The organism is Kitasatospora sp. NPDC059577 (genome assembly GCF_042735475.1).
Classification (GTDB): domain Bacteria; phylum Actinomycetota; class Actinomycetes; order Streptomycetales; family Streptomycetaceae; genus Kitasatospora.
In genome coordinates this window covers 4,826-30,140 of sequence record NZ_JBHWBZ010000001.1, presented here as the reverse complement: position 1 = coordinate 30,140, position 25,315 = coordinate 4,826, and the positions used below count along the sequence as shown (strand labels likewise).

General features: G+C 72.8%; 27 protein-coding genes. 9 read left to right on the top strand and 18 right to left on the bottom strand.

The genetic code is table 11. The annotated features are described in order from the left end of the window. Positions 1-59: 59 nt before the first annotated feature. Complete coding sequence (locus ACFV0O_RS00160) at positions 60-875, top strand: helix-turn-helix transcriptional regulator (RefSeq protein WP_380334067.1); 816 nt, start codon at positions 60-62, stop codon at positions 873-875. An 89-nt stretch (positions 876-964) separates the two neighbouring features. On the opposite strand, the gene ACFV0O_RS00155 is transcribed toward ACFV0O_RS00160, so the two are convergent. From ACFV0O_RS00155 to ACFV0O_RS00140, 4 genes are all read right to left on the bottom strand, one after another. Next, the gene (locus ACFV0O_RS00155; protein WP_380334065.1) at positions 965-2,014 is read right to left on the bottom strand and encodes an HD domain-containing protein; all 1,050 of its coding nucleotides are present in this window, start codon (positions 2,012-2,014) and stop codon (positions 965-967) included. Between the two features lie 65 nt (positions 2,015-2,079). Continuing rightward, positions 2,080-2,376, bottom strand: coding sequence for a hypothetical protein (locus ACFV0O_RS00150; RefSeq protein ID WP_380334062.1), 297 nt, complete (start codon positions 2,374-2,376; stop codon positions 2,080-2,082). Next, on the bottom strand, positions 2,369-2,599 hold the full coding sequence (locus tag ACFV0O_RS00145) for a hypothetical protein (RefSeq protein ID WP_380334059.1): 231 nt from the start codon (positions 2,597-2,599) through the stop codon (positions 2,369-2,371). The genes ACFV0O_RS00150 and ACFV0O_RS00145 overlap by 8 nt, the downstream gene beginning before the upstream one ends. Before the next feature lie 336 nt (positions 2,600-2,935). Then, entirely contained in the window at positions 2,936-3,928 is a 993-nt protein-coding gene (locus ACFV0O_RS00140; RefSeq protein WP_380334057.1) for an Lrp/AsnC family transcriptional regulator, read from the bottom strand. Between the two features lie 201 nt (positions 3,929-4,129). Here ACFV0O_RS00140 and ACFV0O_RS00135 point away from each other — a divergent pair, with 201 nt between their 5' ends. Continuing rightward, positions 4,130-5,785 carry an MFS transporter gene (locus tag ACFV0O_RS00135; RefSeq protein ID WP_380335345.1) on the top strand — a complete coding sequence of 552 codons (1,656 nt, stop codon included), beginning with the start codon at positions 4,130-4,132 and terminating at the stop codon, positions 5,783-5,785. A gap of 153 nt (positions 5,786-5,938) precedes the next feature. On the opposite strand, the gene ACFV0O_RS00130 is transcribed toward ACFV0O_RS00135, so the two are convergent. From ACFV0O_RS00130 to ACFV0O_RS00120, 3 genes are all read right to left on the bottom strand, one after another. Beyond that, a complete protein-coding gene (locus ACFV0O_RS00130) occupies positions 5,939-6,199 on the bottom strand; it encodes a hypothetical protein (RefSeq protein WP_380334054.1) in 261 nt (86 codons plus the stop codon). After that, positions 6,196-6,531, bottom strand: coding sequence for a DUF6247 family protein (locus ACFV0O_RS00125; protein ID WP_380334051.1), 336 nt, complete (start codon positions 6,529-6,531; stop codon positions 6,196-6,198). Before ACFV0O_RS00125 ends, ACFV0O_RS00130 begins: the two co-directional genes overlap by 4 nt. A gap of 238 nt (positions 6,532-6,769) precedes the next feature. Then, on the bottom strand, positions 6,770-7,327 hold the full coding sequence (locus ACFV0O_RS00120) for a TetR family transcriptional regulator (RefSeq protein WP_380334048.1): 558 nt from the start codon (positions 7,325-7,327) through the stop codon (positions 6,770-6,772). Positions 7,328-7,467: 140 nt separating this feature from the next. On the opposite strand from ACFV0O_RS00120, the gene ACFV0O_RS00115 reads away from it, so the two are divergent. Continuing rightward, on the top strand, positions 7,468-10,353 hold the full coding sequence (locus ACFV0O_RS00115) for an AAA family ATPase (RefSeq protein WP_380335343.1): 2,886 nt from the start codon (positions 7,468-7,470) through the stop codon (positions 10,351-10,353). A gap of 6 nt (positions 10,354-10,359) precedes the next feature. Here ACFV0O_RS00115 and ACFV0O_RS00110 read toward each other — a convergent pair whose 3' ends face one another. The 3 genes from ACFV0O_RS00110 to ACFV0O_RS00100 form a co-directional block, all read right to left on the bottom strand. Continuing rightward, positions 10,360-12,087: a hypothetical protein gene (locus tag ACFV0O_RS00110; RefSeq protein WP_380334045.1), complete on the bottom strand. Its 1,728-nt coding sequence runs from the start codon at positions 12,085-12,087 to the stop codon at positions 10,360-10,362. A 363-nt stretch (positions 12,088-12,450) separates the two neighbouring features. Further along, on the bottom strand, positions 12,451-13,743 hold the full coding sequence (locus ACFV0O_RS00105; RefSeq protein WP_380334042.1) for a hypothetical protein: 1,293 nt from the start codon (positions 13,741-13,743) through the stop codon (positions 12,451-12,453). Positions 13,744-14,210: 467 nt separating this feature from the next. Continuing rightward, a complete protein-coding gene (locus ACFV0O_RS00100; RefSeq protein ID WP_360266667.1) occupies positions 14,211-14,687 on the bottom strand; it encodes a hypothetical protein in 477 nt (158 codons plus the stop codon). Positions 14,688-14,911: 224 nt separating this feature from the next. On the opposite strand from ACFV0O_RS00100, the gene ACFV0O_RS00095 reads away from it, so the two are divergent. Then, complete coding sequence (locus ACFV0O_RS00095; protein ID WP_380334039.1) at positions 14,912-16,090, top strand: YncE family protein; 1,179 nt, start codon at positions 14,912-14,914, stop codon at positions 16,088-16,090. A gap of 178 nt (positions 16,091-16,268) precedes the next feature. On the opposite strand, the gene ACFV0O_RS00090 is transcribed toward ACFV0O_RS00095, so the two are convergent. Continuing rightward, the gene (locus ACFV0O_RS00090; RefSeq protein ID WP_380334036.1) at positions 16,269-16,667 is read right to left on the bottom strand and encodes a hypothetical protein; all 399 of its coding nucleotides are present in this window, start codon (positions 16,665-16,667) and stop codon (positions 16,269-16,271) included. A 68-nt stretch (positions 16,668-16,735) separates the two neighbouring features. Between ACFV0O_RS00090 and ACFV0O_RS00085 the strand changes: the two genes are divergently transcribed. Next, positions 16,736-16,870 carry a hypothetical protein gene (locus tag ACFV0O_RS00085; protein ID WP_380334034.1) on the top strand — a complete coding sequence of 45 codons (135 nt, stop codon included), beginning with the start codon at positions 16,736-16,738 and terminating at the stop codon, positions 16,868-16,870. A gap of 74 nt (positions 16,871-16,944) precedes the next feature. Here ACFV0O_RS00085 and ACFV0O_RS00080 read toward each other — a convergent pair whose 3' ends face one another. Then, positions 16,945-18,978 carry a serine/threonine protein kinase gene (locus ACFV0O_RS00080; protein WP_380334032.1) on the bottom strand — a complete coding sequence of 678 codons (2,034 nt, stop codon included), beginning with the start codon at positions 18,976-18,978 and terminating at the stop codon, positions 16,945-16,947. Positions 18,979-19,145: 167 nt separating this feature from the next. Here ACFV0O_RS00080 and ACFV0O_RS00075 point away from each other — a divergent pair, with 167 nt between their 5' ends. Further along, positions 19,146-19,388, top strand: a complete 243-nt coding sequence (locus ACFV0O_RS00075; protein ID WP_380334029.1) for a hypothetical protein — start codon at positions 19,146-19,148, stop codon at positions 19,386-19,388. Between the two features lie 169 nt (positions 19,389-19,557). Continuing rightward, complete coding sequence (locus tag ACFV0O_RS00070; protein WP_380334027.1) at positions 19,558-19,965, top strand: hypothetical protein; 408 nt, start codon at positions 19,558-19,560, stop codon at positions 19,963-19,965. A 17-nt stretch (positions 19,966-19,982) separates the two neighbouring features. Here ACFV0O_RS00070 and ACFV0O_RS00065 read toward each other — a convergent pair whose 3' ends face one another. The 5 genes from ACFV0O_RS00065 to ACFV0O_RS00045 all read right to left on the bottom strand — a co-directional run bounded on the left by ACFV0O_RS00065 (position 19,983) and on the right by ACFV0O_RS00045 (position 22,707). Next, positions 19,983-20,423 (bottom strand): VOC family protein, encoded by a 441-nt coding sequence (locus ACFV0O_RS00065; protein ID WP_380334025.1) that lies wholly within the window; start codon positions 20,421-20,423, stop codon positions 19,983-19,985. 44 nt (positions 20,424-20,467) lie between these two features. After that, positions 20,468-20,704 carry a hypothetical protein gene (locus tag ACFV0O_RS00060; protein ID WP_380334023.1) on the bottom strand — a complete coding sequence of 79 codons (237 nt, stop codon included), beginning with the start codon at positions 20,702-20,704 and terminating at the stop codon, positions 20,468-20,470. 433 nt (positions 20,705-21,137) lie between these two features. Continuing rightward, positions 21,138-21,602: a hypothetical protein gene (locus ACFV0O_RS00055; RefSeq protein ID WP_380334021.1), complete on the bottom strand. Its 465-nt coding sequence runs from the start codon at positions 21,600-21,602 to the stop codon at positions 21,138-21,140. Continuing rightward, complete coding sequence (locus tag ACFV0O_RS00050; RefSeq protein ID WP_380334019.1) at positions 21,589-21,864, bottom strand: hypothetical protein; 276 nt, start codon at positions 21,862-21,864, stop codon at positions 21,589-21,591. Before ACFV0O_RS00050 ends, ACFV0O_RS00055 begins: the two co-directional genes overlap by 14 nt. Positions 21,865-22,038: 174 nt before the next feature. Beyond that, positions 22,039-22,707, bottom strand: coding sequence for a hypothetical protein (locus ACFV0O_RS00045; RefSeq protein WP_380334017.1), 669 nt, complete (start codon positions 22,705-22,707; stop codon positions 22,039-22,041). A gap of 112 nt (positions 22,708-22,819) precedes the next feature. Here ACFV0O_RS00045 and ACFV0O_RS00040 point away from each other — a divergent pair, with 112 nt between their 5' ends. Then, positions 22,820-23,479, top strand: a complete 660-nt coding sequence (locus ACFV0O_RS00040) for a TetR/AcrR family transcriptional regulator (RefSeq protein ID WP_380334014.1) — start codon at positions 22,820-22,822, stop codon at positions 23,477-23,479. A gap of 61 nt (positions 23,480-23,540) precedes the next feature. Here ACFV0O_RS00040 and ACFV0O_RS00035 read toward each other — a convergent pair whose 3' ends face one another. Next, complete coding sequence (locus ACFV0O_RS00035; RefSeq protein WP_380334011.1) at positions 23,541-24,101, bottom strand: TetR/AcrR family transcriptional regulator; 561 nt, start codon at positions 24,099-24,101, stop codon at positions 23,541-23,543. 37 nt (positions 24,102-24,138) lie between these two features. On the opposite strand from ACFV0O_RS00035, the gene ACFV0O_RS00030 reads away from it, so the two are divergent. Continuing rightward, on the top strand, positions 24,139-25,185 hold the full coding sequence (locus ACFV0O_RS00030; RefSeq protein ID WP_380334008.1) for an epoxide hydrolase family protein: 1,047 nt from the start codon (positions 24,139-24,141) through the stop codon (positions 25,183-25,185). Positions 25,186-25,315 lie beyond the last annotated feature (130 nt).

Below are 25,315 nucleotides of genomic sequence, written 5' to 3'. Positions count from 1 at the left end.
CCCTGGCGGCGGGTCGCCTGCCAGGGACAGTCCGTACCAGCCGAGCGGCCGGAGGCGGCATGGCACGTCAGGAACTGGCCCGCTTCCTGCGGGACCGGCGGGCGGGCCTGCGCCCGCACGAGATCGGGCTGACGACGACGGACACCGCCCGCCGCACGCCGGGCCTGCGCCGCGAGGAGGTGGCCGAGCTCGCCCACATGTCGGTCGACTACTACACGCGCCTGGAACAGGCCCGGGGTCCGCGGCCGTCGGCCCGGATCCTGGACGCGCTGGCCCGGACGCTGCGGCTCACACCGGCCGAGCGCAGTCACCTGTTCCGGCTGGCGGGATCGAACGCGCCGCCCGCCGGCGACGCGGTGCGGAGGGTCCGCCCGCACGTGGCCCGGATGCTGGAGCGGCTGCCGGAGACCGCTGCCGTCGTCACCGACGCGGCCTACGGCGTCGTCGCCTGGAACCCCCTGGCCCGGGCGCTGCTCGGCGGCGACCTCGCGCTCGGGACGACGAACCTGGCCCGGCGCCGCTTCCTGGACCGGGGGCCGGCGGACGCGAGCTCCGGCACCGAGGAGTTCGGGCACATCGTCGTGGCGCGGCTGCGCCGGGCCGCCGACCGCTACCCGCACGACCCGCAGCTGATCGCCCTGCTGGCCGAACTGCACGCCGGCAGCGAGGAGTTCCGCCAGATCTGGCAGACCCGTCCGGTCCACGCACCGGGCCACCGCACCAAGACCGTCGACCACCCGCGGGTCGGCCTGCTGCGGTTGAACTGCGACGTCCTGCTCGTACCCGAGGACGACCAGGAAGTCGTCCTGATCACCGCCGACCCGGGGTCGCCCACGCAGCGGGCGCTGCACACGCTGGCCTTGCAGGCGACCTGACGCCATGGGCGCGGCCTCCCCGTCGACGAGGACGACGAGGACGCCGAGGACGCCGAGGAGGGCGAGGACGCCGCGGGCGCCGCGGGCGTTCAGCTCCAGCGGACGCGGAACTCGGTGGGCAGCAACCGCAGCGCGTCCAGGTCGGCCGCCAGCTCGGGCACGGACTCGTCGAGTCGCCGCCCCCGTACGAGCGGTGCGGAGCAGTAGATCTTGCGCAACGCGTAGCCCCACCCGGTGCCGTCCCCGTCGGCGTGCCCGACCGTGACCCGCAAGCGGTGCGGCTCGTAGCGGAGCATGCCGCTCTCCGCCCGGGTGGCCTCGCAGGAGTCGAACGCGGACCACAGCTCGGCATCGGTCATCCGGGCGAGCCGGGCCGGGGTGAGCGCGCCGCTGTCGAGCAGCCGGGCCGCCAGGCGCCGGACCACCGAGACCGGGCCCACGTTGTCCCAGGAGGTGTGCAGCTGCGCCTCCGCCCGGACGAGGGCGACCAGTACCGCGGCAGCCTCACGGTCGGCCGACACCACCGAGTCGTTCAGCGTGAGACGGGCCAGCAGGGCGGCCGGATCGTCGTCCAGCCGCCCGGCGGCGCGCCCGCTGCGCACATAGGAGTCGAGATGGTCGAGGTTCATCAGGCCGGGGCGGCCGAGGAGCGGCGAGAGCGGCTGCCCGCCGAGGACCTCCGCGACGGACCCGGCGTCGATCCCGTGCCCGGCCAGGACGGACCGGATCGGCTCGGCCCGGAGCAGCTGAGAGCCGATCGCGTGGTGGTCGAGGCCACCGACGCCTTCGACGGTGTGGCTCAGCGGCAGGTGGCCGATGTCGTGCAACAGCGCGGCGGCCCGCAGCAGTTCGTCCTCCGGACGGAAGTGCGCGACCAGCGCGAGGACGCCGAGGGAGTGCTCCAGCCGGGTGTACGACTGCAGGGTGCTGATCGTCGACGCCCCGCCGTGCGCGACGAAGTGCAGGCGCCGCAGCGGTGCGGTGCGCAGCAGCTCGACTTCCACCGGGTTCAGCCGGACGGGTATCCGCCACAGCGGGTCGGTGAACACCGGGGCCATGCCCACGGCGTTGGTCGGGACGGGGGGTGCGGTCTCGTCCCTCGGATCGTGCGGCGGGGTCTGGTCCGTGTGGGTAGCCATCGGGTCACCATAGGTCCGCCCGCCCGCCGCGGGCCTCCCCTTTTATCGGCAGCCCTCCGCGGCGGCTACTTGACGGCTTTGCCTCCCAGGAGCCCGAAGATGGCTCCCACACCCAGCTTGGCGATCGTGAGGAGGTTCTCGACCAGGGACTTGGCCTGGTCGTTCGGGTCGTGCACGGCGAGGACGAGCCACACCGTCGTGACGAGACTGGCAACGGTGAGACCCAGGACCGAGAAGAACACGAGCCTGAACACCGGGGTGATCGTGACGGTGTTGCTCCTCCTGGGCGCCACCGCCGTCGGCCTGCCGTCCCTCGTCGTGGGATGCGACGACGCTGCGGACTTCGCGAGTTCCTCACTCATGGGAATCACGCTCCGTGGCCTCGGGCTTCCGCGCGTCCCCGTGCGTCTCCTCGGGCGGCTCCTGGTCGAGGCGGCGCAGGAGAGAGGTGACCTCCTCCGGCGACACGGAGGCCGCCGAGAGCTCGACACCGTCCGGGCCACGGACGACCACAGTGGTCTCGTGAGGATTGCGGAACAGGGCTCGCACCACGCCGCGCAGCCAGGCCGAGCCGGCAGCCGTCACGGCTGCGAGCGCTCCGGCCGGCGCCAGAAATCGTAGAATCTCTGCAAGAATTGACCCCATGTCAGTCCTCAGGTGTCGCGGAGAATCGGCGCAATAGTGGCACACCCGAGCACCGCTCGTGACCGGTTCGGGCGATTTCCTCTCCACCGACCACGGTCTCCTCGACGGCACACCGCCCGCCCACGACAGGAATGCGGATCAGGGCCCGGCACCTGAGGTGCACGCCCGCTCCGCCCGCGCGCCCGAGGACCGTTGCTGCTCGGCCGGGCGGGGAGAGGGCCTCGGCAGGTGCGCCCGTCGGTGCGGCCCCGGCAGGCGCGCCCGTCGGCGCCCGCGTCAGGCGAGGGCGGGGTGCACGAGCCGGCCGTGGTGGACGAGGGAGGCGGCCTGCTTGAGGCGGCGCACCCGGACGCTGATCTCGTAGCCGTTGACGCCCTCGACGCGGGCGAGGCGTTCGGTGAGGTAGCGGTAGAAGTCCGGGGTGTCCTTGCAGATGAGGACGGCCATGAGGTTGTGCTTGCCGCTGACGGCGGCGGCGAAGGCGCATTCGTGGTGCCGGCTGAGTTCCTCGCCGATGCGGTGGAGCCGGGGCAGGTCGACCTGGAGCCAGAGGGTGGCGGTGAGTTCGTAGCCGATGCGTTCGGGCAGGGTGTCGACGTCGTAGACGAGGGAGCCGGCGGCTTCGAGGGCTTCCAGGCGGCGGGCGACGCGGGCCTTGGACCAACCCGTGGCCTCGGCGAGGCCGGTGTGGGAGGCGCGTCCGTCCTCCGCCAGGGCCGCGAGGAGGGGGAGGTCGTCGTCGGTCGGGGGCAGCGGGCGGCCGGTGGGGGTGGGGCGTTCCGCGGCCAGTTGCCGTACCTGCTCGTCGGTGAGGGAACCTTCGCCGCCGGTCCAGCCGGCCGTGCCCGGGGTCTCGTAGGCATGGATGAGCAGGTCGAGGCTGACGTCGAGGACCGAGGCGGCCTTGGGGAGCCGGCGCAGGAGGACGTCGTCGCGGGCGGTGCCGGCGGGCGAGCGGATGATGCAGAGGATCTCGGACCCGCCGGAGGCGATGCCGACGTAGGCGACCTCGGACCGGCGGGCGAGGGAGTCCGCGAGGGGCCCGACGGCGTCGGGGCGGCAGTGCAGCCGGGCGATCCATTCGGCCCGGCCGTCGGCGGCGGGGTTGCTCAGTCCGACGACCCGGAGCACTCCGTCGCGGCGCAGCGCGTTGTAGCGGCGGGCCACGGTCTGTTCGGAGGATCCGACGACCTCGCTCAGGCGGCGGAAGGACACCCGCGGGGCGAAGTGGAGTGCGTGGAGGATTTTCCGGTCCAGGTCATCAGGCATGGGGGAATCCTCACACAGTGGAAGTCCAAGACGGGGGTTTGATGACACTGGCCGGGATCACTTGGGGGTTCCTCGCCCCCGGGCGCGAAGCTGGTCGGCGGCTCCGCGGGCGCGCGCCGGACGGCGGTGCTCACACACAGCAGCCGGTGCCCGAGTGGCACCCTGCGCAGCCGAAGGAACGTCCTCGTGAACTCCGCAACGATGCAGGACCCCAGGGCCGGACGGGCCGTCACGCTCGTCATGGCGTGCCTGGGCGTCTTCGTCGCCTACCTTCCCGTGACCACCGTGTCGGTGAGCCTGCCGGCGATCCAGCGGGCGCTGGGCACCTCGACGTCCCAGCTGTCCTGGGTGTCGGACGCGTTCGTGCTGCCGATGGCCGCGCTGATCCTGACCACCGGCGTGTGGGGGGACGTGCACGGCCGCAAGCGGGTCTTCCAGGCGGGCATGCTCTTCTGCGCGCTGGGCGCGGCCGTGTCGTTGACGTCGGACTCGGTGCAGTGGCTGTGGGTCGGGCAGGCGGCCTCGGGCCTGGGCGCGGCCTCGCTGCTGCCGACGACGCTGGCCCTGATCAGCCACACGGTCCCCGACCACCGGGAGCGGGGGAGGTTCATCGGCCTGTGGGCGATGTCCTTGCTGGCCTCGCTCGCCGTGGGGCCGCTGATCGCCGGTGTGCTGCTGGAGCACGTCGCGTGGCGCTGGATCTTCCTGCTGCCCGTGCCGGTGTCGCTGACCGTGCTGGTCGTCGCCGCCTTCCTGCTGCCGGACTCGCGTGCGCCGCACGGCCGTCGGCTCGACTGGCCGGGTCAGATCAGCGCGGCCGTGGCGGTCACCTCGGTGGTCTACGGCGTCATCGAGGGCGGCGCGAACGGCTTCGGCGAGCCGGCCGTGGTGGCGGCCCTGGTGCTGGGCGCCGTCGGTGCGGCCGTGTTCGTCGCGGTGGAGCGCCGCAGCGCCGGCCCGATGATCGACCTGGCGCTGTTCCGCAGCCCCGCGTTCACCGCGACCGCCCTGGTCGCCATGATCAGCTTCCTGGGACTGATCGGCTTCTTCTTCGTGCTGAGCCTGTACTTCGGCATGGTGCAGCACCTGACCACGATCCAGGCGGCGTCGCGGATGGTCATGGTGACCGGGGCTTCCCTGCTCGCCGGCCTGCCCGTCGGACGGCTCATGCACCGGGTGTCGGCGCGGGTCCTGATCACCACGGGCCTGGTGGTGACGGCGGGTGCGCTGCTGTCGCTGACCAACCTCGACGTCCACACCTCCTTCGGCTCGATCGCTTGGCGGCTCGTCCTGCTCGGCCTCGGCCTGGGCGCCGTGCTCACCCCGATGACGGCCTCCGCCGTCTCCTCCGTCCCCCACCACCTGACCGGCATGGCCGCCGCCGGTAACAACGCCTTCCGCCAGGTCGGCGCCGCCCTGGGCCCCGCCGTCCTCGGCGCCCTGCTGACCACGCGCGCCCTCGACGCCCTGCCCGGCCGGCTCACCGACGCGGGCGTGCCGACGCAGACCGGCGACCTCGTCCTCACCACCGCCCGTGACCAGGGACTGGGCGCCGTGGCCGGACTCCACCTCGACGCCGCCACCGGACCGGTCCTGACCGCCCTGAGCGGCTCCTTCCTCGACGGCCTGCGGCTCTGCCTCGTCGTGTCCGCCTCGCTCGCCGCGCTGGCCGCGCTCTCCTGCGCCCTGCTGCTGCGCCCGACCGCGACTCCGGCGTCGGCGTCGGCGTCGGTCCCGGTTCTGCGCGTGGCGTCCGGTCCGGGTTCCGAGGGGAACGGGCCCGAGGGGAACGGGACTGCCGGGAACGGGTCCGCCGGGAACGGGTCCGGCCGGGCGCCGGTGACGACCGTGCGGTGACCGCTCCCGGACCGCCGCCGTGACGCGCGGATCGATCGACGCCGCCCCGGTGGGACCGACCTCCCACCGGGGCGGACCGCCGACCGGGGTGCAGCGGTTTCCGCGGCGCGTCGGTGGCGTCGGCGGTGCCGGCGGCGGGGTGCGCGCGGTGTGTCAGCCGAGCCAGACGATGTCGATGACGTGCAGGCGCCCGGCGAGGCGGTTGACCAGGTAGACGAGGCTGAGTTGGCCGACGGAGGCGCAGCGGACGTCCTCACCCTCGGGGTCGGTGGTGTCCCACTGCGGCCATCCCCAGGGGGTACGGGAGGCAATGTCGAGCAGGTCGGTGGCCATCTGCCGGGCGTGGGCGGGGAGTTCGGCGAAGGTCTTGGCCGCCTGCGGGGACAGCCGGACGGGCCAGGCGGGGTCACTCACCGGCTGTCCCCGGCGAGTTCGGACAGGTCGATGCCGTCGTCGTCGTTCATGCCCGCGGCGACGAAGGCGTCGACGGCCGGTGCGCTGTCCAGGCGGGCCCGCCAGGTGCGGACGACGTCGTGCAGCGGGGTGAGGTCGTAGGTCTGCCGGGAGTCCTCCACCGCCTTGTCCCAGTCCCGACGGAAGGCCGGCAGCCACCGCTCGGCCCGCTCGGGACGCTCGGCGCGGATCCGGCTGAGCAGGTGGACAGCGGCGCGGGGAGACGGGGCGGGCGGCGGGGCGGGAAGGTCGGGCTGGGCGCTCATCGGGTCCTCCACTTCGTCGTCGGTCACGGTACGGCAATCGGCGCGCGCGGTGGCGGGCTCGGGCCGAATCCCGTTTCTCGGCTGGCGGCGGTCGGTGAACGGTGGCCGGCAGACGGCGTGGACGCCTCTACGCCGGCCCGTCAACGGAGGACGGAGCGTGGCGCGTTCCTGGCACCACGGCGGCCCGGCGCCACGGCGAGCCGACGTCCCGGCGCCCCGGCGTCCCGGCGCCCCGGCGTCCCGGCGTCCCGGCGTCCCGGCGGGCTCACTCCACCAGGGCGGTGGCGATGCGGCGGACGATGTCGCGGCGCTGCGCCCGGTCGGTGTGGTCCAGGACCGCTTGCATCTCGGGGTTGGCCGCCGCCCACAGCATGGCGACGTGGGCGAGCAGGGGGAACAGGATCTGGGGCTCGAACCGGGTCGAGACCAGGCCCTTGGCCTGCGCCTCGGCGATGGCGGCGCTGCGGTTGCGCACTTCGGCGACCCCGAGGTCGTTGAGGGCGTCTCCGCGCTCCAGCCGCTGCCAGGTGATGATCCGGGGCATGTCGGGGTACTCGGCGTAGAGGTCGCTCAGGTTGGCCGCGAACCCCGGCAGGTCGTCCACGTCGAGTGACACGCCCGTGACGATCTGTTCGACCAGTTCGTTCCAGACCGCGTCGAACAGCCCGGCCTTGTTCCCGAAGTAGTGGTAGATCTGCGCCTTGTTGCTCCGCGCGGCGACGGCGATGCGGTCGACGCGGGCGCCGTTCAGCCCGTGCGCGGCGAACTCGGCCCGGCCGGCCGTGATGAGTCGCCGCTTGGTGGCTTCGGCGTCGCGCTCCATCGGCCCAGCTCCTAACTAACTGTTTACTTGACAGGGTCACCACGGCACAGTCTAATCAACTAACCGTCCAGTTGAATACGGCTTGCGGTCGCGTGCCTCGGGGGCAGGGGAGGGAACCGGGCGTGGAACCGGGCATGGTGATGGTCGGTCGGAACGGCGAACGGGCGCGGCTTTCCGCCTTCGTGAGCGCCCCCGACGGACAGGCCCTGGTACTCAGGGGAGAGGCGGGCGTCGGCAAGAGCGCCCTGCTCGACCTGGCGGCGGACCTCGCCGCCGAGGGCGGCCACCTGGTGATCCGCGCCACCGGGGTCGAGGCGGAGAGCGACCTGCCCTACGCCGGGCTGCACCAGCTTCTCTACCCGCTGCTCCCGGACGGCGGACAGCCCGGCGGCGCACAGCCCGGTGACAGCCTGCCCGGCGGCGCACAGCCGGGCAGCAGGCGGCCGAGCGCCGCCGCCCGGGTGGCGTTCGACGCCGTGTTCGGCGAGACGGACGGCCCGCCGCCGTCGGTCATGGCCCTCGGTATCGCCGTGCTCAACCTCCTGTCCACGACGGCTACGACGCGGCCGCTGCTGCTCGTCCTCGACGACGGCCAGTGGCTGGACGACGCCAGCGCCGACGTCTGCGGGTTCGTCGGCCGCCGGCTGGCCGGCAGCCCCGGGGTCAAGCTCCTGGTGGCCCTCCGCGGCGACATCGCCTCACGCTTCGACACCGCGGCACTGCCGGAGGCCCCGGTCGGCGCACTCGCGGACACCGACGCCACCTGTCTGCTGGACCGGCACCACCCCGGCCTGGGCACGCGGCTCCGCGGACTCGTCCTGGACCAGGCCCGCGGCAACCCGCTGGCCCTGCTGGAACTGCCCGCCCACCTCACCTCCTGCCCCGGCGGCCGGGCCCCCGAGGACCTGCTCGGCCCGCACGGCGTACCGCTGCCCCGGCGGATCCAGGAGATCTACGCCGCCCGCCTCGCCCGGCTCGGCGACGGCGTCCGGGCGGAGCTGCTCACGGGCGCCCTCGACGGAGCGACGGCCCGGCCCGGCGACGGCGCCGCCCCGACCGCGCGCTACCACATGCGCGGTGTCGACCAGGCCGTCGCGTGCGGCCTGCTGGTCGTCGAACCGGCCACCGGCGACCTCGCCTTCCGGCACCCGCTGGTCCGGTCCAGCGTCGTCCAGCTCGCCACCACCGACCAGCGCCGCGCCGCGCACCGGGTGCTGGCGAACGTCCACCGCGACGACCCGGAACGGCGCGCCATCCACCTGGCGGACGCCACCGTCGATCCCGACGAGACCGTGGCCACCGTCCTGGAGGCCGCGGCCCGGTCGGCGACCCGGCGCGGCGGAGCGCTCGTGGCCGTGTCCTGGCTGACCCGCGCCGCCGAACTGAGCGAGAACCGGGCCGACCGCTCCCGGCGGCTCGGTGACGCGGCGTTCGTCGCCGGGCAGGCGAACCGGCTCGGCCAGGCCCGCAGCCTGGCACTGGCCGCGTCCCCGCCCGGCTCGGACGACAACCCCGCCGCCGTCCTCGCCAACGGCTACCTGGCGCTCTACCAGAACGGCGACGTCCGGACCACGCACCGCCAGGTCGCCGCGGCGGTGGAACGGCTGCGCGACGACGCCGCGAACCGGGTCGCCCGGGACAGGAACGCCCAGGACGGGAACGGCCGCAACGGGAACGCCCGGAACGGGAACGGCCAGGACCCGGGCGGCGAGGTGCTCGACCGGCTCGTCAGCCTCCTGCTCGCCGTCAGCCAGTACGCCGGGAGCCGCACCGCGTGGGAGCGCACCCACGCGGTCCTCTCCTCCCTCGGCGGCCTCGCCACCGAACGGGCCTGGATGTACGGCAGCACCTGGAGCGACGTGGTCCGGCACGGCGCCGGCTGGTCCGGGGCGGTGGAACGGGCCGCGGCCGGCCTGGAGCAGCAGGACCCGTGGGACGTCACGCGGCTCGCCGTGTCGGCCTACCACCTCGACGTCCTCAGTCCGCTGCGCCCGTACCTGGAACGCGTCGTCGACCGCGAGCTGGACACCGGCGCCGTGTCCAGCGGCATCGTCATGCTGCACCTGATCATGCTCGACCAGATGGCGCTCGGGCAGTGGGAGGCCGCCGAACGCACCGGGCACCGCACCCTCGCCTTGGCGGCCGAGCCCGGCCACGCGCTGTTCGCGCACCAGACGCGGGCCTACCTGGCCCAGCTCGCGGCCGTGCGCGGGCGGGCGGACGAGGCCCGCGACCTGCAGGCCGCCGTCGACGCGTGGGCCCGCCCGCGCGGCGTCGGGTTCCTGACCCAGCTCGCGGACGCCGCCGGTGCGACCACCGCGCTGAGCAGCGGCGACTACGAGAGCGCGTTCCTCCACGCGATCGGCATCACGACACCGGGCACGTTCCGGCCCTACGCCTACCAGGCGTCGCGGACCCTGCTCGACCTCGTCGAGGCCGCCCTGCACACCGGGCGCGCCGACCAGGCCCGGGCCCACGCGCTGGCCGCCCGGGACGCTGGCCTGGCCGACCTCTCCCCACGCCTGGCCCTGCTCACGTACGGGGCCCTGGCGATGACGGCCCAGGACGACGGAGAAGCGGCCGACATGTACGCGCGCGCCCAGTCCCACCCGGGCGCCGAGCGCTTCCCGTTCGAACTGGCCCGGATCCGGCTGGCGCACGGGATCCGGGTGCGCCGCGCCCAGGGCGCCGCGGCCGCCCGTGCGTTCCTCGCCCCGGCGGCCGAGACGCTCGACCGGCTCGGCGCCACCGCCTGGGCCGAGCGGGCCCACGCCGAGCTGAGGGCGGCCGGGGTGGCACCCCCCGCCCCGACGCCCACCGCGGTGCCGCTGACCTGGCAGGAGCGCCGGGTCGCCGAGCTGGCCGCCGGCGGCCTGACGAACAAGGAGATCGGCGAGCAGATCCGCCTGTCCCCCCGCACGGTCAGCGCCCACCTCTACCGTGTCTTCCCCAAGCTGGGCGTCACCACGCGGGCCGCCCTCCGCGACGCCCTGACCAGGATGGACCGCCACCTGACCGCGTCCTGAGCGCACTCAGGGCGAGGTCACCGTGGCGGAGCCGGACGGGCCGGGAGAGCCGGACGAGCCGGCGGTTGCGGGGGAGGACGAGGACGCGGGGGACGCGGGGGAAGACGGGGAGGCGGGAGAGGCCGGCGACGTGGGGCTCGTGGGGCTGCCCGGGGCGGACGGCGAAGCGGTGGCGGGCTTCGGTGTGACCTGGAGGCCGGTGACGTGCCCGTCCGCGGTGAGGAAGTACTGGAGTCCCGCGTAGCCGGGCGTCACCAGGATCCCCTGGGTCATCTTGGGCAGTTGGCTGGAGCGGGCGAGTTCGGTGCCGTCCTGGGCCCGGCGCCACACCACCTGCTCGGTGGTGTACTTCTTGAGGCCCTGGAAGAACTTCACCGGAATGTCGGTCCCGATCAGGACGCGCTGGTCCGCGGGGCCGATCAGGGTCGTGAAGCTGAGCGTCGTCTGGTCCTGCGTCCACGCCACCGACAGCGCGCCGTTCGCGAGGTCGATCCCGGCCAGCTTGCCCGCCCCCGCGTCCATCGCGTAGACGCGGTCGTTCTCGGGGTCGACGGAGACCATCGACGGGATGAAGCTGTTCTTGCTGCCGCTGTCGGCGAACGGCTGGATGTTCGCCACCTTGGTCGAGTCGCTCTGGGAGACGGCGACGACGCTCATGGGCGTCGGGGTCGGCTTCCCGCCGTTGGTCATCGTGACGACGTAGTCGCCGATGACGGCCATGGCGGACGCGGCGGTCTGCCCGTCCTTGAGGTACGGCACCGGCCCCCACGAGGGGTCGGGGACGAAGGCGTCGTTCCGGTAGGCGTAGCGGAAGAGCTTGGTCGCCCCCGGCAGGTAGATCTCCGGCGTGCCGTTGAGCGTCGACGTGGTGATGCGGCCGCCCATCATCTCCGGCAGCGCGACCTGGGAGAGCACCTGGAGGCTCTTCGGGTCGATCGCCACCATGATCGACGGCGGTACGGCCGACGGGTCGGGGCAGTTGAGGAAGGCGCTGAACCCCTGTTCCGTGCAGCCGGGTTGACGGTTGACGGTCTTGGCGACGATGGTCCCGTCGGGGAGCGCGTCGTAGCCGTTGTACGCGGTGTCGCGCGGGGCGGACCCACCGGTCGGAAGGGTGGTCCGGGCGAGCACCTTGCCCGTCTGCGGGTCGATCCGGGCGATGTGGTAGCCGTAGATGACCACCAGGCTGCCGTCCGCGAGCACGTTCAGGACACCGGGGTAGTCCCACTCATCCGTCGCGTTGGTGTTGATGAGCACCTGCCGCCAGACTTCGTTGAAGGTCCCGGGTTCCACCCGCGAGACGAACGAACCGGACGCGGCCGGGTCGTCGCCGTAGCCGCCGCCGTAGACGTACAGCTCGTCGGGGCCGCGGTCCACGATGTTGTACGGCGTGGCGTAGACCTGCTGCGAACTGTAGGCGTAGACCTGGTTGTTCGACGGGGCACCCTCGAAGTGCGCGCACCCGTAACGGTGCGTCCGGTTGGAGTCGTGGACCTCGAAGGCCGCGATGGTCGGGTACCACGGGGCGTTGCCCTCCGCGGCCGCGCAGGACTGCTCGCCGGGGACGAGCGCCGGGTCGCCGACCAGCGGACCGCCCGCCGCCACCTCGTCCGCGGGCGGCGAGCTGCTGTGCGGACCGGCCGGGCGCGCACCGGAGCTGGAGCAGGCCGAGACCCCGAGGAGCAGGGCCACGACGACGGCCGTCAGCCGGGGAAGGGGCAACCGCTGCGGCAAGGGGTCTCCTCGGATCGGATCGGCGTACCGGTGCGCGGCTCGTCCGGCACGGGGCGCGGAACAGGCTGGCAGAGCCCCCACGGCCGCACCCGCTGACACGCCGGGCCCGCCGGGCCCGCCACCGGGCCGATCACCCAGGCGGACCCGCCGCCGGGCCGAGGCCGGGGTCGCGCGGCGGCGGGCCGGGGCCGGGGTGGCGAGGCGGGCCCGGGCCGGGGTGGCGCGGCGGCGGGTGGGCGCGGAGCTCATCCACGATGCCGTCCGGTCGGGGTGCGAGTACGGCCGGCCGGGGCGGCGCCCGGGTGGACCCGCGCCCGCCCGGTGGGTGTCGTCGGGCGCGGGTCGGTGGGTGGGGCGGGTCGCTCAGGAACGGCGGCGGCGCAGGCGGCCGCCGAGGAGGAGCGCGCCGGTGGCGAGGACGGCCAGGACGGCGGCGGTGACGGCGGGGATGGCGTTGGAGTCGGAGTCGGTGGTGGCAGAGACAGAGACAGCGTCAGAGGCGGGGGCGGCGGCGGGGGCTCCGGGCGTGGGCACGACGGGGGTGGCGGGTGCCGGCTTGACGTCGGCGACCGGCTTGACGTCGGTGGCGACCTCCACGCCGGTGACGGCGGTGTGGGTGACCGGCGTGGTGCTCGCGGTCGTGGCCGTGGTCTTGGTGGTGCTGGTGGCGGTGGTGCTGGTGGGGGTGGAGATGTTGATGGTGGCGCCCTGGCCGCAGTTGGTGGTGCCGAGGAAGGGGGTGGCGCCTTCGTTGACGAAGAGGCAGGGGTTGATGGTGGTGGCGCCGAGGGGGGTGGTGGTGTCGTAGGAGACGCGGACGTGGGTGGTGGTGGTCCCTCCGGCGGCGATGGTGGAGTCGCGGCCCTGGAGGTAGACGCCGGGCCGGTCGGCGGGGTCGGTGCCGGTGACCTTGGGGAGGGTGGTCCAGGTGCCGTCCGCCGTGCGGATCCAGACCGTGGCGTGGGGGTCGGTGAAGAGCACGTTGCCGAGGTTGACGTAGGCGGAGGGGGTGGGGTTGGCGAGGACGGCGTCGAACTCGATGGGGTCGCCGCCGGCCACGGCGGTGGCGGGGACGTGGGTGAGGGTGGTGGTGATGGGGTCGACGGCGATGGTGCGGAACTGCTCGGCGAGGTTGTCCCAGGTGTCGGGGGTGGTGAGGCGGGAGCCGAGGGTGATGGACGGGAAGCCGCCGTTGCTGGCTCCGTCGTGGGGCAGGCCCATCGGGGCGCCGATCCGCAGGTCCACCGTCACCGTCTGGCCGGGTGCGACGGTGATGCCGTTGAGCATGCCGTTGTAGGTGGCCTCGTCGGCCCCGGAGTAGAAGTCCAGCGGCACGGGCGTCCAGGTCCCGTTCGAGGGGTCCTTGTAGTCGATGGTGATGGCGTGCGGCGGGGTGCCGGGTCCGGTCTCGGTCTGCAGGACGAGGGTGTAGGCGGTGGCCCGGGTGCCGGTGTTGGTGACGGTCTCGGTGAACGCGACCGGCTGCCCGGCGAAGCCCACCGCCGCGGGTGCCTGCACGTTCAGCGTTCCGGTGGTGGAGCCGTCGGCGGACGCGGCCTGGGCCGGCAGGGCGAGGGTTCCGAGGGCGAGGACGCCGAGCGTGGCGGCGACGACAACGGAACGGCGGGAAGAGCGGGTGCGGATGGTGCTGGACATGGTGGTTTCCCCCCGGAAACAACGTGTTGTGGACATGCCGAACCAGTGGTTCGGCCACGCCGGTGACAAGTGAATGTGCGAATGAACGTGCGAACGAATGTACGGATGCACGGATGTGCGGATGTGCGGATGTGCGGATGTGCGGATGTGCGCGTGTGTGAGTGGTCGAAACGCCCCGCGGACGGACGTGTGTCGGGTCGCGGTGGTCGGCGCTCGGACGGAAGATCCCCCCGCCTCCGGAAGGTGGCCCCCTTCCGTGCCTCTCACTGATACAGACGTGCGGCACCCGCCGGGGTTGCAGGCGACTTCCAAAAAGTTTTCCGCGCCCCTCCCGCACCGCCCGCCGGCCGCCACCACACCACTGACAGCACGCCCACCGCACCGCAGTCGATGCCCGACGACGCCGATCCACCCAGGCGGGGGAACGCCCGGCCCGGCAGCCTCGATCAGGGACGCCGGCGCGGCGTTCACGACCAGCCGCGCACCGACACCGCTCCGTGCAGGACCCGGCCGGCCACCCGCTCCTCCTCCAGCCAGCGGGTGAACACGGCGATGCGCGTGTCGAGGTCCTGCTCGGCCGTTCCGACCGGCCAGATCCGCGGCGGCACGACGACCACCACGGCCTCACCGCGCGCCTCGGCCGCCTCAAGCCAGCGGGGGGACACCTCGACCCGTGAACCCGGCTCCCACCCCTGCCGGCCGCCGACCAGCACCAGCCGTTCCACCCGGCCGCCGGCGACCTCGATGGCACCGGTGGTCGCCGGGGGCTCGCCGGCGGCGACCACGAAGCCGCTGTCGACGGCGGCCTCCACCAGCTCGGCGTGCAGGTCCGCACCGACCCCCACCACCAGTTCCGCGACCGGCGGACCCTGCGCCGCCTCACGCACGGCCAGCGCCCACACCACCGGCCCCTTGGCCCCGCCGTCGTTCGTCTCGCTCGCCATGACCGTTCAACGATCCGCCAGCCGGACCGCATCCCCCGATCGCCCGCGCTTCACACGTCCGGCCCACATCCGGCCCGCCTCCGGCCCACATCCGGCCCGCGGCGGGCGGACGGTGGCCGGCGGGCGGGCGAGTGGGGTCCACTCGGCAACCGGCCCCCGAATGCCATGCCCATGACGTAGCCTCGCCCCATCCCCACAACTCCATCACAGGAGGGGCAAGCGCAGTGAACTTACGTCTACCCAAGGCCCGTTGGGCTTCCGCCCTGCTCTCCGCCGCCATCGTCCTGGGCACCGGCGGCGTCGCCGGTGCGGTGACGAACACGGCGAACACGGCGAACACGGCGACCGTCGTCAGTGCGGCGAACACGGTTCCGGCCGGCAGCGCCAAGCCGCCCGTCGGCGGCGTCGAACGGCTGATCCCCTTCCCCGACGCCACCTGGACGCAGCGGGCGCTGATCAGCCCCGACGGGCGGCGCGCGTACGTCGGGGAGGAGACCCGCTCGGGCAGCCGCCTGGACGTCGTCGACACCCGCACCGGCGCGTTCCTCGCCCAGGTACCGACCGGCACCGACTTCTGGAGCGGCCCGAAGGCGCTCGCCCCGGACGGCAAACTCCTCTACCTGATCACCCAGGGCACCCTGAACGTCTTCGACACCGGCACCAACACGCTCCGGGCGAGCGTGCCGGTGCCGGACCAGCCACGCCCGGCCGGCTGGACTGCGGGTTCCCCGTACGGCCTGGCCGTCAGCCCGGACGGGGCGACGGTGTACCTCGGCCAGAGCGGGCCGTACCTCGACAGCGTTCCGAACCCGTCCTTCCTGCCCGGACGCCTGCTCACCTTCTCCGCCCCGGGCACCGCGTTCACCGGCGACGTGCCCCTGCCGACGACGTCCCCGCGCGAGATCGTCGTCCGGCCCGACGGCACCACCGCCTACCTCAGCAGCCCCGACGGCCTCATCCGCGTCGACCTCACCGGCCCCCGCCCGGCCGTCGTGCGCACCATCACCGCCCCCGGCTTCATCGACGAACTGGCACTCGCCCCGAACGGCACCCGCCTGTACGCGCTGACCAGGCCCGACGGCCGGGTCCAGGTCATCGACCTCACCACCGACAGCCTCGCCGCCACGATCGACCTCGGCACCGGGATGCGCCAGATCCCCGGCTTCGCGCTGAGCCCGCGCGGCGACCGGCTGTACGTGCTGGAGGACACCGACCTGCCGAGCCCGACCGTCGCCGCGTACGACACCGCGACCAACCGGCCCGTCCCGCGCGAGAACTTCGCCGAGTTCGACCTCGAACACGGCTCGAACCTGACGGTCGGCCCGGACGGCCACACCTTCTACGTCACCGGCAACAACTACACCGACAACCCCGGCACCTTCCTGCAGATCGTCAGCTTCTAGCGGATCCACCCCCAGCAGGCCCCGCCCGGAGGCGGTCCCGGAAGGGACCCGCCTCCGGGCACACGGCCGGTGGGACGGCAGTTCCGTTGCCTCAGCCGGCATTCACGGCGAAGGCCGACGCCGGCGAGGACCGCCGACGATCCGGCGGACCGCCCTCGACGTGCCTGCTGCCGTTTGTTCAGCCGTTCGGGCCGCAGACGGCGCCGCCGGGTTGCCGGCGGGAGTACCGGACCACGGCGGTCTCCGAGGTCGTCGGTCTGCCGCCGCCGGCGGGGGCGAGGCTGTAGAAGACCGTGATGGAACCTTCGGGAACGGCGTCCAGGACGCCGCCCCACGGGATGGTGTAGTCGACCGTGGTGGTGTCCGCGGTGATACTCACGACACCCTGGACCGTCGCAGCCGGGATCTGCCCGAGGACGTCGCCGCAGATCGTGACGTCGAAGGTGAGCTCGTCTCCGGCCTTGAAGGGGATCCGGTCCACCCGGACGAGGACGCCGTCCCAGGGCTTCTGCCGGCAGCCGATCTGGCCGGGCGGCTCCTCGTCGGGGAATTCCGGGATGTCGAACTCGACTGGCATGCCGACTCCTGGGTCGTCGAAGGGCCGAGGCGACAGCTCGAACTCCCGCCTGCGTGATCATGAAGCACATGTCGGCTCGGCGGCAGCCGATTTCTTGCGCCCGGGTCTCCTGGCTCCGGGCAGCACCGACCGTGGTCGAGACGGCCGCGCTGCGGTGCCTGATCACGGACCTCGTCCTGGAGCTGTGCCGGACCCGCTCCTGACTCTGCCCCCTACCCCGCCGCGGACAGCTCCGACGCAGACGAAGGTGGTCAGCGCCGTCGCGCCCACCTCGATGTCAGCTCTTCACCGGTAGATCGCAGTTCTTGCGGTCGGCCGCGTACTGCTCGTCGCTCGGGGTGCCATATGCCCCTTCCAGATAGCCCTGAGCGAGAGCGACGCAGGCCGCCTCGGTACCGGTCCTGATCGTGCCGGGGTCCTGCGCGCCGGTGCTCCGGCCGAACGCCAGGGAGGCGCAGCCGACTCCGGCGATGCTCGCATTGCCGGCGTGGGCGTGGATCCGGTCCAGATAGGAGATCGCGTCGGCGCAGTCCAGTGGCATGTCGGCCGGGCCGAGGGTCATCGAGGCGATCATCCGGTCCACGTCCTGGTCCTGCGCCGCGGAAAGGTCCCCGTAGGTGGTGATCCGGATGTGCGAGGCCGGCAACCACCACACCCGGTGGGTATGGGTGCGGGTGCCGTTGTAGTCGGGCAGCAGGTCGGTGCGGACTGTCCAGCTCTGGGCCTTGCGGTTGCCGACGGACACCAGCGGACCGGCGTGAGCGGACGTGATCGTCTCCGAATCACCACCGTCCTGTCCGGCCCACAGGATGCTGGAAGCTCTGAGGTCGGTGGGGAACATCCGGTCGGCCGTCTCGCTGGGGTCGAAGGCGATCAGCATGCCCGCGAAGCCGCCTCCGGCGGGCTGGTAGCGGCCGAGGGACACGCCTGCGCCGTTGGCCGGCGCCGCCGGGCCGTCGTTCCGCGGATCCTTGGTGACGAGCCACTCACCCGGGACGGTGATGCCCATGCCACCGAAGAGGCTCTGGATCATCGCGGTCGGGGTGGGGAGCGGAGCCGGCAGGGCGGTCCGGGTGAGGGTCGGGGCGGGGGACGAGCTCAGGGGCTCGCTGGGCGTGGCGCTCGGGCTGCCCGGGGCGGTACCGGTACCGGCAGGGCTCGGGGCGGTCACGGCGGCAGTGGGGGTGCCAGCCCGGTCGCCGCCGCTGTTGGTCACGGCCAGGACCAGGCCGGTGGTGAAGGCGGCGAGCGCCACGCCACCGGCGAGGGCGCGGACCCCGGTGCTGCTGCCGAGGACCGCGTCCAAGGGGCGGCGCGGGGGCGGCGCATCGACCGGCGGAACCGTCGGCCGTACCTCGGTCCGTGCGTCCGCAACGGCACGCGCGAGGACCTCGGTGAGATCGGTGTCGGCTGCGGGCACGTCCCAGTGCGAGGGCGGCAGCGCCGCGGCAGGCGGCAGTTCCCGGGCGGGAGTGTCCACGACCCGGGTGAACGCCACGGTGGGAAACATCTGGGTGCCGCCCGGGCCGTAGACGGCCGCAACGGCCTCGGCCAGGGCGTCGGCGGCGGGCCGATTCACCGGGTCCCGGTCGAGGGCAGCCATGACCTGCTCGGCGAGGCGTTCGGGGACGCCTCCGAGGTCGGGGGCGGTGTTGGCGATCCGGAAGTCGATGCCGGTGGGGCTCCCGAAGGGATGGCGACCGGTCGCAGCGAAGCACACGAGCACGCCCCACACGAACACGTCGGTGGCCGTGGTGGTTTCACCCCGGGTGAGTTGCTCGGGGGCCATCCAGCCGGGAGTTCCGGTGGTCATGCGCGTCGCGGTGACGACGGTGGCATCGAGGTGATGGGCGATGCCGAAATCCAGGACGCGCGGGCCGTCTGCGGCGAGGATGACGTTGGTGGGCTTCAGGTCCCGGTGTGCGACACCGGCCCAGTGGATGCAGGCGAGAGCATGGGCGGTCGCGGCGGCGAACGTCGTCAGCCTCTCATCCGTCAGCGGCCCGTGACACCGGACGTGCTGGTGGAGGGTGTTGCCTGGCACGTAGGGCGTGGCTAGCCACGGCTGCGCAGCATCCGGGTCGGCGTCGACCAGTGGCACCAGGTACGGGCCTTCGACCTTCCGCAGGACAGCGACCTCCCGGGCGAATCGCCGACGATGCACCACGTCCTGTGCGTGGTCGGCATGAAGAACCTTCACCGCGAGCGGCCGCCGGGTCTCGGGATGAAGGCAGTAGAAGACGGTTCCCATGCCGCCGGCACCGATGCGTTCCAGCGGGCGGTAGGGGCCTATGAGATCAGGAAGTGCCACAGCCCGAATTCTTCCTCAGGCCAAGGGAGTTCTGCTCGGTGAATCGGGGACAAAGGTGGCCGGTGGCAGGACAGTGACCTTCGCTGCGCCACTGCCCGGCAGCACGGGCGCACCGTCTCCGTCCGCTCGGACGAAAGGGCCTTCTTCCCTCCTGGAGTGGAGGGCTGGTGAAGCGGGCCCTGTTCGCACACCCGTTCACCGGTGAGCCGGGCCTGAAAGGAAGCAGCGCTGCTCGAACCGTCACTGCGGCCGTCGAATACCGTGAACTTCCCTGCGGCACTGACAACTTGCACCTGGCGGATCCGAGCGTCCACCAGGATGATGACATCGTGACTCAGATCGACATCCTCCAGCTGGGCCGCCGGTATCGGGTGGAGTACAGGCCGGGCCCTGAAGATCACCGGCAGTGACTGCCGGGCGGCGCCTCCCGCCGGGGCTCGGATCACCCACGACGGGCCGCTCGACGCGCCTCGCCGTCCTCCGGATGCCCCCGGGAGAGGGCCCAGCCGATGCGTCACTCCTTCAGCCCGACCACCCCCCTGCTCGACCCTGGTCGGCCGACTCCGAAGGAACAACCCCATGACTGCGTACGGCCGAAGCGACGACGATTGGGACCTGCTGACCGAAACCGGCCTCGGGTTCCTCATCGAACGCGCTCGACTGCAGAAGGTGACGTCGTACACCGAGCTCGACACCACCCTGGCCCGCAGGACGGGCATCGCCGGCTTCGACTTCGAACAAGCCAGCGAGAGAGCGGCGTTGGGGCACCTACTGGGGCTGATGGTCGACCGGAACTACCCGAAGTCGGGCCTCATGATCTCGGCCCTGGTGCTCTACCTGGACGCCAACGACGCCGGCCCCGGCTTCTATGTCCTGGCCAGGCAACTCGGTTTGCTCCCGCCCGGCGTTTCGAAGCACGCTCGGTGGGAGTTCTGGTTGGGTCAAGTCACGTCGCTCCACCGGCAGTACGCCGTCGCGCCCCACTGAGGACGGGGCCGGCCGGGTCAGCGCCCGGCCGGGGCGGCGGCGACGCAGAACTCGTTGCCCTCCGGGTCCGCCATCACCACGTGGTGCCCGTCGAACTCCTCCAGGACCGTCCCGCCCGCTTCGACCAGCCGCGCGGACTCCGCCCTGATCCGGGCCCACCGCTCCGCCGGGCTGCCGTGTCCCGGCACCCGGACGTCGATGTGGAGCCGGTTCTTCGCGGTCTTCGGCTCGGGCACCTTGAGGATGCACAAGCGGGGCCCGGCTCCCTCGGGATCGCAGAGCCAGGCGCCGTCGTCCTCGGAGTCGTCCTCCGGCAGGTCGAACTGCGCCAGCCACTCCTCGCGCGTCCGGAACGGCGCGGGCGGCGGCTCGTCCACGTACCCCAGGGCCGTCTTCCAGAACGCGGCGAGGAGCCCCGCGTCCGCACAGTCGAAGGTCAGATCGATTCTGGCTGCCATGACAGGACCGTACTGCGCACCTGCGACAGCCGCGGCCCCGCCACTCAGACCGTCACGGCGAGGACCTCGGTGTCCGGGTCCCCGAGGTCGAAGAGGACCTCCGCGGACCTGCCGTCCAGCGGGAGCGAGCAGACAGCCCGGCCCCCGCGCGTCCCCTCCCCCGACGGGCCTACGACGAGCAGCAGCCGGTCCCCCGCCACCGCCATGCCGGTGACGGCGACCTCGACGTCGACACCGGTGTCGGAACGGGCATCGGCTGCGGCACCGGCACCGGACCGCAAGTCCGGGACGGCGCAGCACGGGCCACAGGTTCGTGGTGCTCCACCGGCGCCGGCCCCGCCCGTAGCGCAGCAGCCTGCCCCCGGACGAGACGGCGATGACGCCGTCCGCCGTGACCCACGGGCTCGGCACCACCTCGTCGTGGGACCGGCGGACGCACGACCACGACCGGTCGGCCGGGTCCGCCACGTAGAGCACGAAGCGCTCCCACCACACGCCGAACTCCGTCACCGCGCACCAGAGGCCCCCGCCCCCGGAGCTCCAGACAGTCGATCAACACGCCTGCCGAAGGCTCCGGCACCCCAGAACCTCAGTTCCGATGTTCCTCATGCCCCGTGAGCCCCGTGGGTTCAGGGAAACTGAAGGCTCTTCAGCGGGAACCCGCGGGTCGGATGTTGTGCTCTGCAGGGATCGACCCTCGCATTCCGTGCCGACTCACGGCGAGGCGTCCTGGCTCGTGGGTGGCGTCGCCTCGTGGAGATGCTCCTCAACCGGCCCCAGGTGCTGGTCATGGGCCAGGACGATCTCGTCCGCGAGGTTGAGGATGCGGATGGTGCCACCGGGGAACTGGACGGTGATGCCGATGGCGAAGTCGTAGTTGTCGTGTTGGTAGCGGATCTCCCGGATGGAGACGATCCGCTGGCCGACGAGCCGGGTCATGGGGAAGTCGGGCAGGTCGTCCTCGACCGTGGTGTGGCCGTACTCCCCCATGTCGTAGGGGCCGTGAGGCCGGTCGATCTCCAGGGACAGCCCGTCGCCCGGCGTGTGGAACCGAACGGGGCCGAGGCCGTCCATGTGCAACCACAGGTGCAGGAGGGAGGGCTCGGTCTCCTGGTAGTGGTGCCAGGACGTCGTCACCTTCAGTAGGTGCCTGCCGACCAGGTCCTCAGCGTTGATCATCCGCCGACGCTGTCACGACGGTCCACGATTCGGCACTGGTTTCCAGGAGGCGCCGGGCCGAGTCCGCGTCACGCATGGCGGTCTTCTCGTCGAGCCCGAAGACCTGGGCGAGGTGGAGCGGGTCGGGGCCATGGACCATGGCCTGTTCGAGCTGTCGGTCGACGCGGAGCCGCTCCAGCGTTGCTGCCTGGCCGCGCATCGCGGCGCTGATCCGGTGGTTGCCGGCCCGGGTGGTCCGGTTCGCGGTCTGGTTGTTGATCACTCGGGCCCGGCCTGCTCGGTTCCCTCGCCGAACGCGGACGCATGACCGGAAGCCCGCCGCGCCCCCGCGCGACGGGCTTCCGGAAACTCGGGGCCGACTCCGCCAGGCCGTACGGTCGTCAAGCCGTACCGTCGTCAGGCCTTCAGGACGTCAGAGCATCAGGCTTTCAGAGTCTCAGGCCGTCCGGTCGGCCGCCGGGCGGGCCAGGCGGCTGCGCACCGCCCACGCCGCCGCGCCGAGGGCGAACCCGTAGACGGAGACCAGTCCGTGGCCGTTGTCCTGGGCGAGCCACATCGCGAGGCCGAGGGCCGGGACGCCGGCCGCCAGGGCGATCTCCTTGGGCAGGCGGGTGCGGGTGAGGAAGGCGAGGGCGAGGGTGGCGCCGAGGAAGTAGGTGGCGCCGGAGCTGCCGGCGAAGTTGCGGGGGTCGGTGCTGGGGCCGTCGCCGAGGCCGAGCAGGGTGTCGACGCGGCCGGGCAGCACGATGCCCGCGAGGAAGAAGAGCAGGGTGAGCGAGCCGCCCCAGTACCAGTGGGCGAGCGCGGCGACGGCGGCGAGGGTGACGAGGTTCCACAGGCCGCCGAAGAGGCCGCCGTTCTGCATGAACACCGAGGTGAACTCGCGCCACCAGCCGGACCTGGCGGGGTCGGCGTCCAGCGCGTCCATGGCGCCGGTCCAGACCAGCTGGAGCAGGACGCCGCCGACGGCGAGCGCGCTCAGGACGATCGCCGCCCACGGCAGCGGACGACCGCGCAGCGTGTCACGGCCGACCACGCCGAGCCCGCAGTTGACCATCATGACCATCAGCGCGGCCGTGGTCACGTTGAAGACGATCGCCTCCATGTGTCCGCCCCTCCCCCGGGTGACGGTGCTTCCCAACACCGTTCGAAAATCTGATGGCGCAAACGTAGCACAGTTTTCGAACGGTGTTGGAAAACGTTGTACGGTGGACGGCATGAAGCTCACCAAGGAGCGCATCGTCGACGCGGGGATGGCAGTCTTCGCCGAGGTCGGCTACCAGAACCTGTCGATGCGCCAGGTCGCCGACCGCCTGGACGCCCACGCGGGCAGCCTCTACTACCACGTCCGCGGCAAGGACGAACTGCTCGCCCTGATGGCCGACCGGGTCTGCCTGCAGGCCCACGACGCCGGCACCGAGGCCCTCGCAGCCCTCCCGCCCGCCGCCACCTGGCAGGACCGCATCGAGGCACAGGCCACCACCCTGCGCCGGAGCATCAAGCAGCACCCCGGCGGAGCCCTGCTCCTCGCCGAGAGCCCCGGCGTGCTCAGCACCGGCGCCCTCTCCCTGATGGAACGCCTGCTGCGCACCCTCCTCGACGCCGGCCTGCCCGCCGACCACTGCGGCATCGCGGCCGACACCCTGCTCAGCCACGTCACCGGCTTCGTCCTGCAGGAACAGAACCGGCCCACGGCACCACCACCGGTCACCGCGGAGCTCTACGCCGACCTGTGCGCGCGCTTCCCCCTGCTCATGGGCCCGTCGATCCCCCGCCCGAGCCAGGACGAGAAGTTCCTGCGGAGCGTCCACCTGCTCTGCGCCGGCTTCGCGGCACTCACCGGGGCGGAGCCGCAGGACATCCCGCGCACCTCCTGAGGACGCCCCGGCGCAGGTGCCCCGCCGCCGGGCCCGACCACCCGCCCCGGGCCGCCGGACCTCAGCCGTCGGCGAGGCGCTGGATGGTCGCGCCCAGCCAGGCCTGGAGGTCGGCGGGGTCGCCGAGGTCGGAGCGCAGGACCCGGCGGCGGGTCGAGACGCCGAGGACGAAAGCGTCGATCGCCTCGGCCCGGCGGCGGGCCTCCGCGTCGTCGAGGCCGCTGTCGCGCAGGTAGTGGTGCAGCGGCTCCAGCGAGTTGGCGTCGAGGAAGGCCGCCAGCGCCTCCGCCGCCTGCGGGCGCTCGCCGGACGCGCGGTGCAGCACGAGCAGCGGGTCCTCACCGGCCGTGCCGAACCAGCGCCGGACGATGCTCGCCGCGAGGCGCGGACCCAGCTCGGAACGGTCGCCGTCGAAGGAGCCGGAGACCGGGATCTCCACCTGGGTCGCCGCCAGGAACAGGCCTTCCTTGCCGCCGAAGTAGCGCGTGACGAGGTTGGGCGACACGCCCGCCGCGTCCGCCACGCCCTTGACCGTGACGGCGGCGTACCCGTGTCGGGCGAACTGGGGTCGCGCGTGGTCCAGGATCCGCTGCCGGGTCGCGGCCGCATTGCGCAAAGTCATGTGTATGAGCATACACATCGTGTGTACGCTCATACACATGACCGACGACATCAGGGAACGGCTCCACCGCACGCGGCGCGTCACGACCCCGTGGAGCGAGGACGAGCGGCGCGGCATCAGCGGGACCCACCTCGACGAACTGCTCGACCACTGGGAGCACGCCTACGACTGGACCGTGCACCGGCGCCGCATCGATGCGCTCCCCTGGGTGACGGTGCCGGCCGGCGGCACCGACCTGCGGATGATCCACCAGCGGTCCGCGGACCCCGACGCCCCGGTGGTCGTCCTGCTGCACGGCTGGCCGGACTCGGTGCTGCGGTTCGAACGCGTCCTGCCGCTGCTCACGGACGTGCACGTGATCGTGCCCGCCCTGCCGGGCTTCCCGTTCGCGCCCCCGCTCACCACGCCCGGCATGTCGGCCGACCGGATCGCCGGAATCCTCGCCGACGCCCTGGACCGGCTCGGACACCCCCGCTACACGGTGTCCGGCGGCGACGTGGGCGGCACCGTCGCGGAACTCCTCGCCGCCCGGCACCCCGACCGGGTGGCCGCCCTGCACCTCACCAACACCGCCCCGCAGCGTGCCCTCACCGCGAACCCGGCGAAGCTCACCCCCGAGGCGGCGGACCACCTCCGCCGCTGCGCGCAGTGGTTCCGGAGCGAGGGCGGGTACATCGCCGAACAGTCGACCCGACCCAACACGCTCGCGGTCGCCCTCGGCGACTCCCCCGCCGGGCTCGCGGCGTGGATCGTCGAGAAGCTGGAATCCTGGTCCGACGGGCCGGCCTTCACCCCGGACGAACTCCTCACCTGGGTCACCGCCTACTGGGCCACCGGCACGATCGGCACCTCCTTCAGCACCTACACCGAACCGGTCGACCTTCCCGACCGGATCGACACCCCGACCGTGCTCTCCGTCTTCGCACACGACACCAAACCGGAGCCGCGCAGCTACGCCGAGGCGTTCCTGGACGTCCGCGCGTACGTGGAACACCGGGCGGGCGGCCACTTCGCGGCCTGGGAACAGCCGGAGGCCTACGTCCGCGACCTCCGGCGCGCGGTCGAGCTGGGCCGTCGCGGCTGAGCGGGACGACGGTGCGCACGCGCCGTGGGCCGTAGCCGTGCCGGGCGCTACCCCCGGCACCACCCACCGTGGCGCGGCTCGGCGACAGCAAGTCCCCCAGCGGTCGCGTTTAAACATCTGACGCAGCCCA

Bases quoted from the DNA above. Each gene is read 5' to 3' on its own strand.
- ACFV0O_RS00070 (WP_380334027.1), top strand. From the start codon at position 19,558: ATGACTGCGTACGGCCGAAGCGACGACGATTGGGACCTGCTGACCGAA.
- ACFV0O_RS00115 (WP_380335343.1), top strand. From the start codon at position 7,468: ATGGTCGGTCGGAACGGCGAACGGGCGCGGCTTTCCGCCTTCGTGAGC.
- ACFV0O_RS00100 (WP_360266667.1), bottom strand. From the start codon at position 14,687: ATGGCGAGCGAGACGAACGACGGCGGGGCCAAGGGGCCGGTGGTGTGG.
- ACFV0O_RS00065 (WP_380334025.1), bottom strand. From the start codon at position 20,423: ATGGCAGCCAGAATCGATCTGACCTTCGACTGTGCGGACGCGGGGCTC.
- ACFV0O_RS00160 (WP_380334067.1), top strand. From the start codon at position 60: ATGGCACGTCAGGAACTGGCCCGCTTCCTGCGGGACCGGCGGGCGGGC.
- ACFV0O_RS00035 (WP_380334011.1), bottom strand. From the start codon at position 24,101: ATGACTTTGCGCAATGCGGCCGCGACCCGGCAGCGGATCCTGGACCAC.
- ACFV0O_RS00090 (WP_380334036.1), bottom strand. From the start codon at position 16,667: ATGCCAGTCGAGTTCGACATCCCGGAATTCCCCGACGAGGAGCCGCCC.
- ACFV0O_RS00055 (WP_380334021.1), bottom strand. From the start codon at position 21,602: ATGATCAACGCTGAGGACCTGGTCGGCAGGCACCTACTGAAGGTGACG.
- ACFV0O_RS00150 (WP_380334062.1), bottom strand. From the start codon at position 2,376: ATGAGTGAGGAACTCGCGAAGTCCGCAGCGTCGTCGCATCCCACGACG.
- ACFV0O_RS00045 (WP_380334017.1), bottom strand. From the start codon at position 22,707: ATGGAGGCGATCGTCTTCAACGTGACCACGGCCGCGCTGATGGTCATG.
- ACFV0O_RS00030 (WP_380334008.1), top strand. From the start codon at position 24,139: ATGACCGACGACATCAGGGAACGGCTCCACCGCACGCGGCGCGTCACG.
- ACFV0O_RS00040 (WP_380334014.1), top strand. From the start codon at position 22,820: ATGAAGCTCACCAAGGAGCGCATCGTCGACGCGGGGATGGCAGTCTTC.
- ACFV0O_RS00105 (WP_380334042.1), bottom strand. From the start codon at position 13,743: ATGTCCAGCACCATCCGCACCCGCTCTTCCCGCCGTTCCGTTGTCGTC.
- ACFV0O_RS00155 (WP_380334065.1), bottom strand. From the start codon at position 2,014: ATGGCTACCCACACGGACCAGACCCCGCCGCACGATCCGAGGGACGAG.
- ACFV0O_RS00085 (WP_380334034.1), top strand. From the start codon at position 16,736: ATGTCGGCTCGGCGGCAGCCGATTTCTTGCGCCCGGGTCTCCTGGCTC.
- ACFV0O_RS00135 (WP_380335345.1), top strand. From the start codon at position 4,130: ATGCAGGACCCCAGGGCCGGACGGGCCGTCACGCTCGTCATGGCGTGC.
- ACFV0O_RS00120 (WP_380334048.1), bottom strand. From the start codon at position 7,327: ATGGAGCGCGACGCCGAAGCCACCAAGCGGCGACTCATCACGGCCGGC.
- ACFV0O_RS00140 (WP_380334057.1), bottom strand. From the start codon at position 3,928: ATGCCTGATGACCTGGACCGGAAAATCCTCCACGCACTCCACTTCGCC.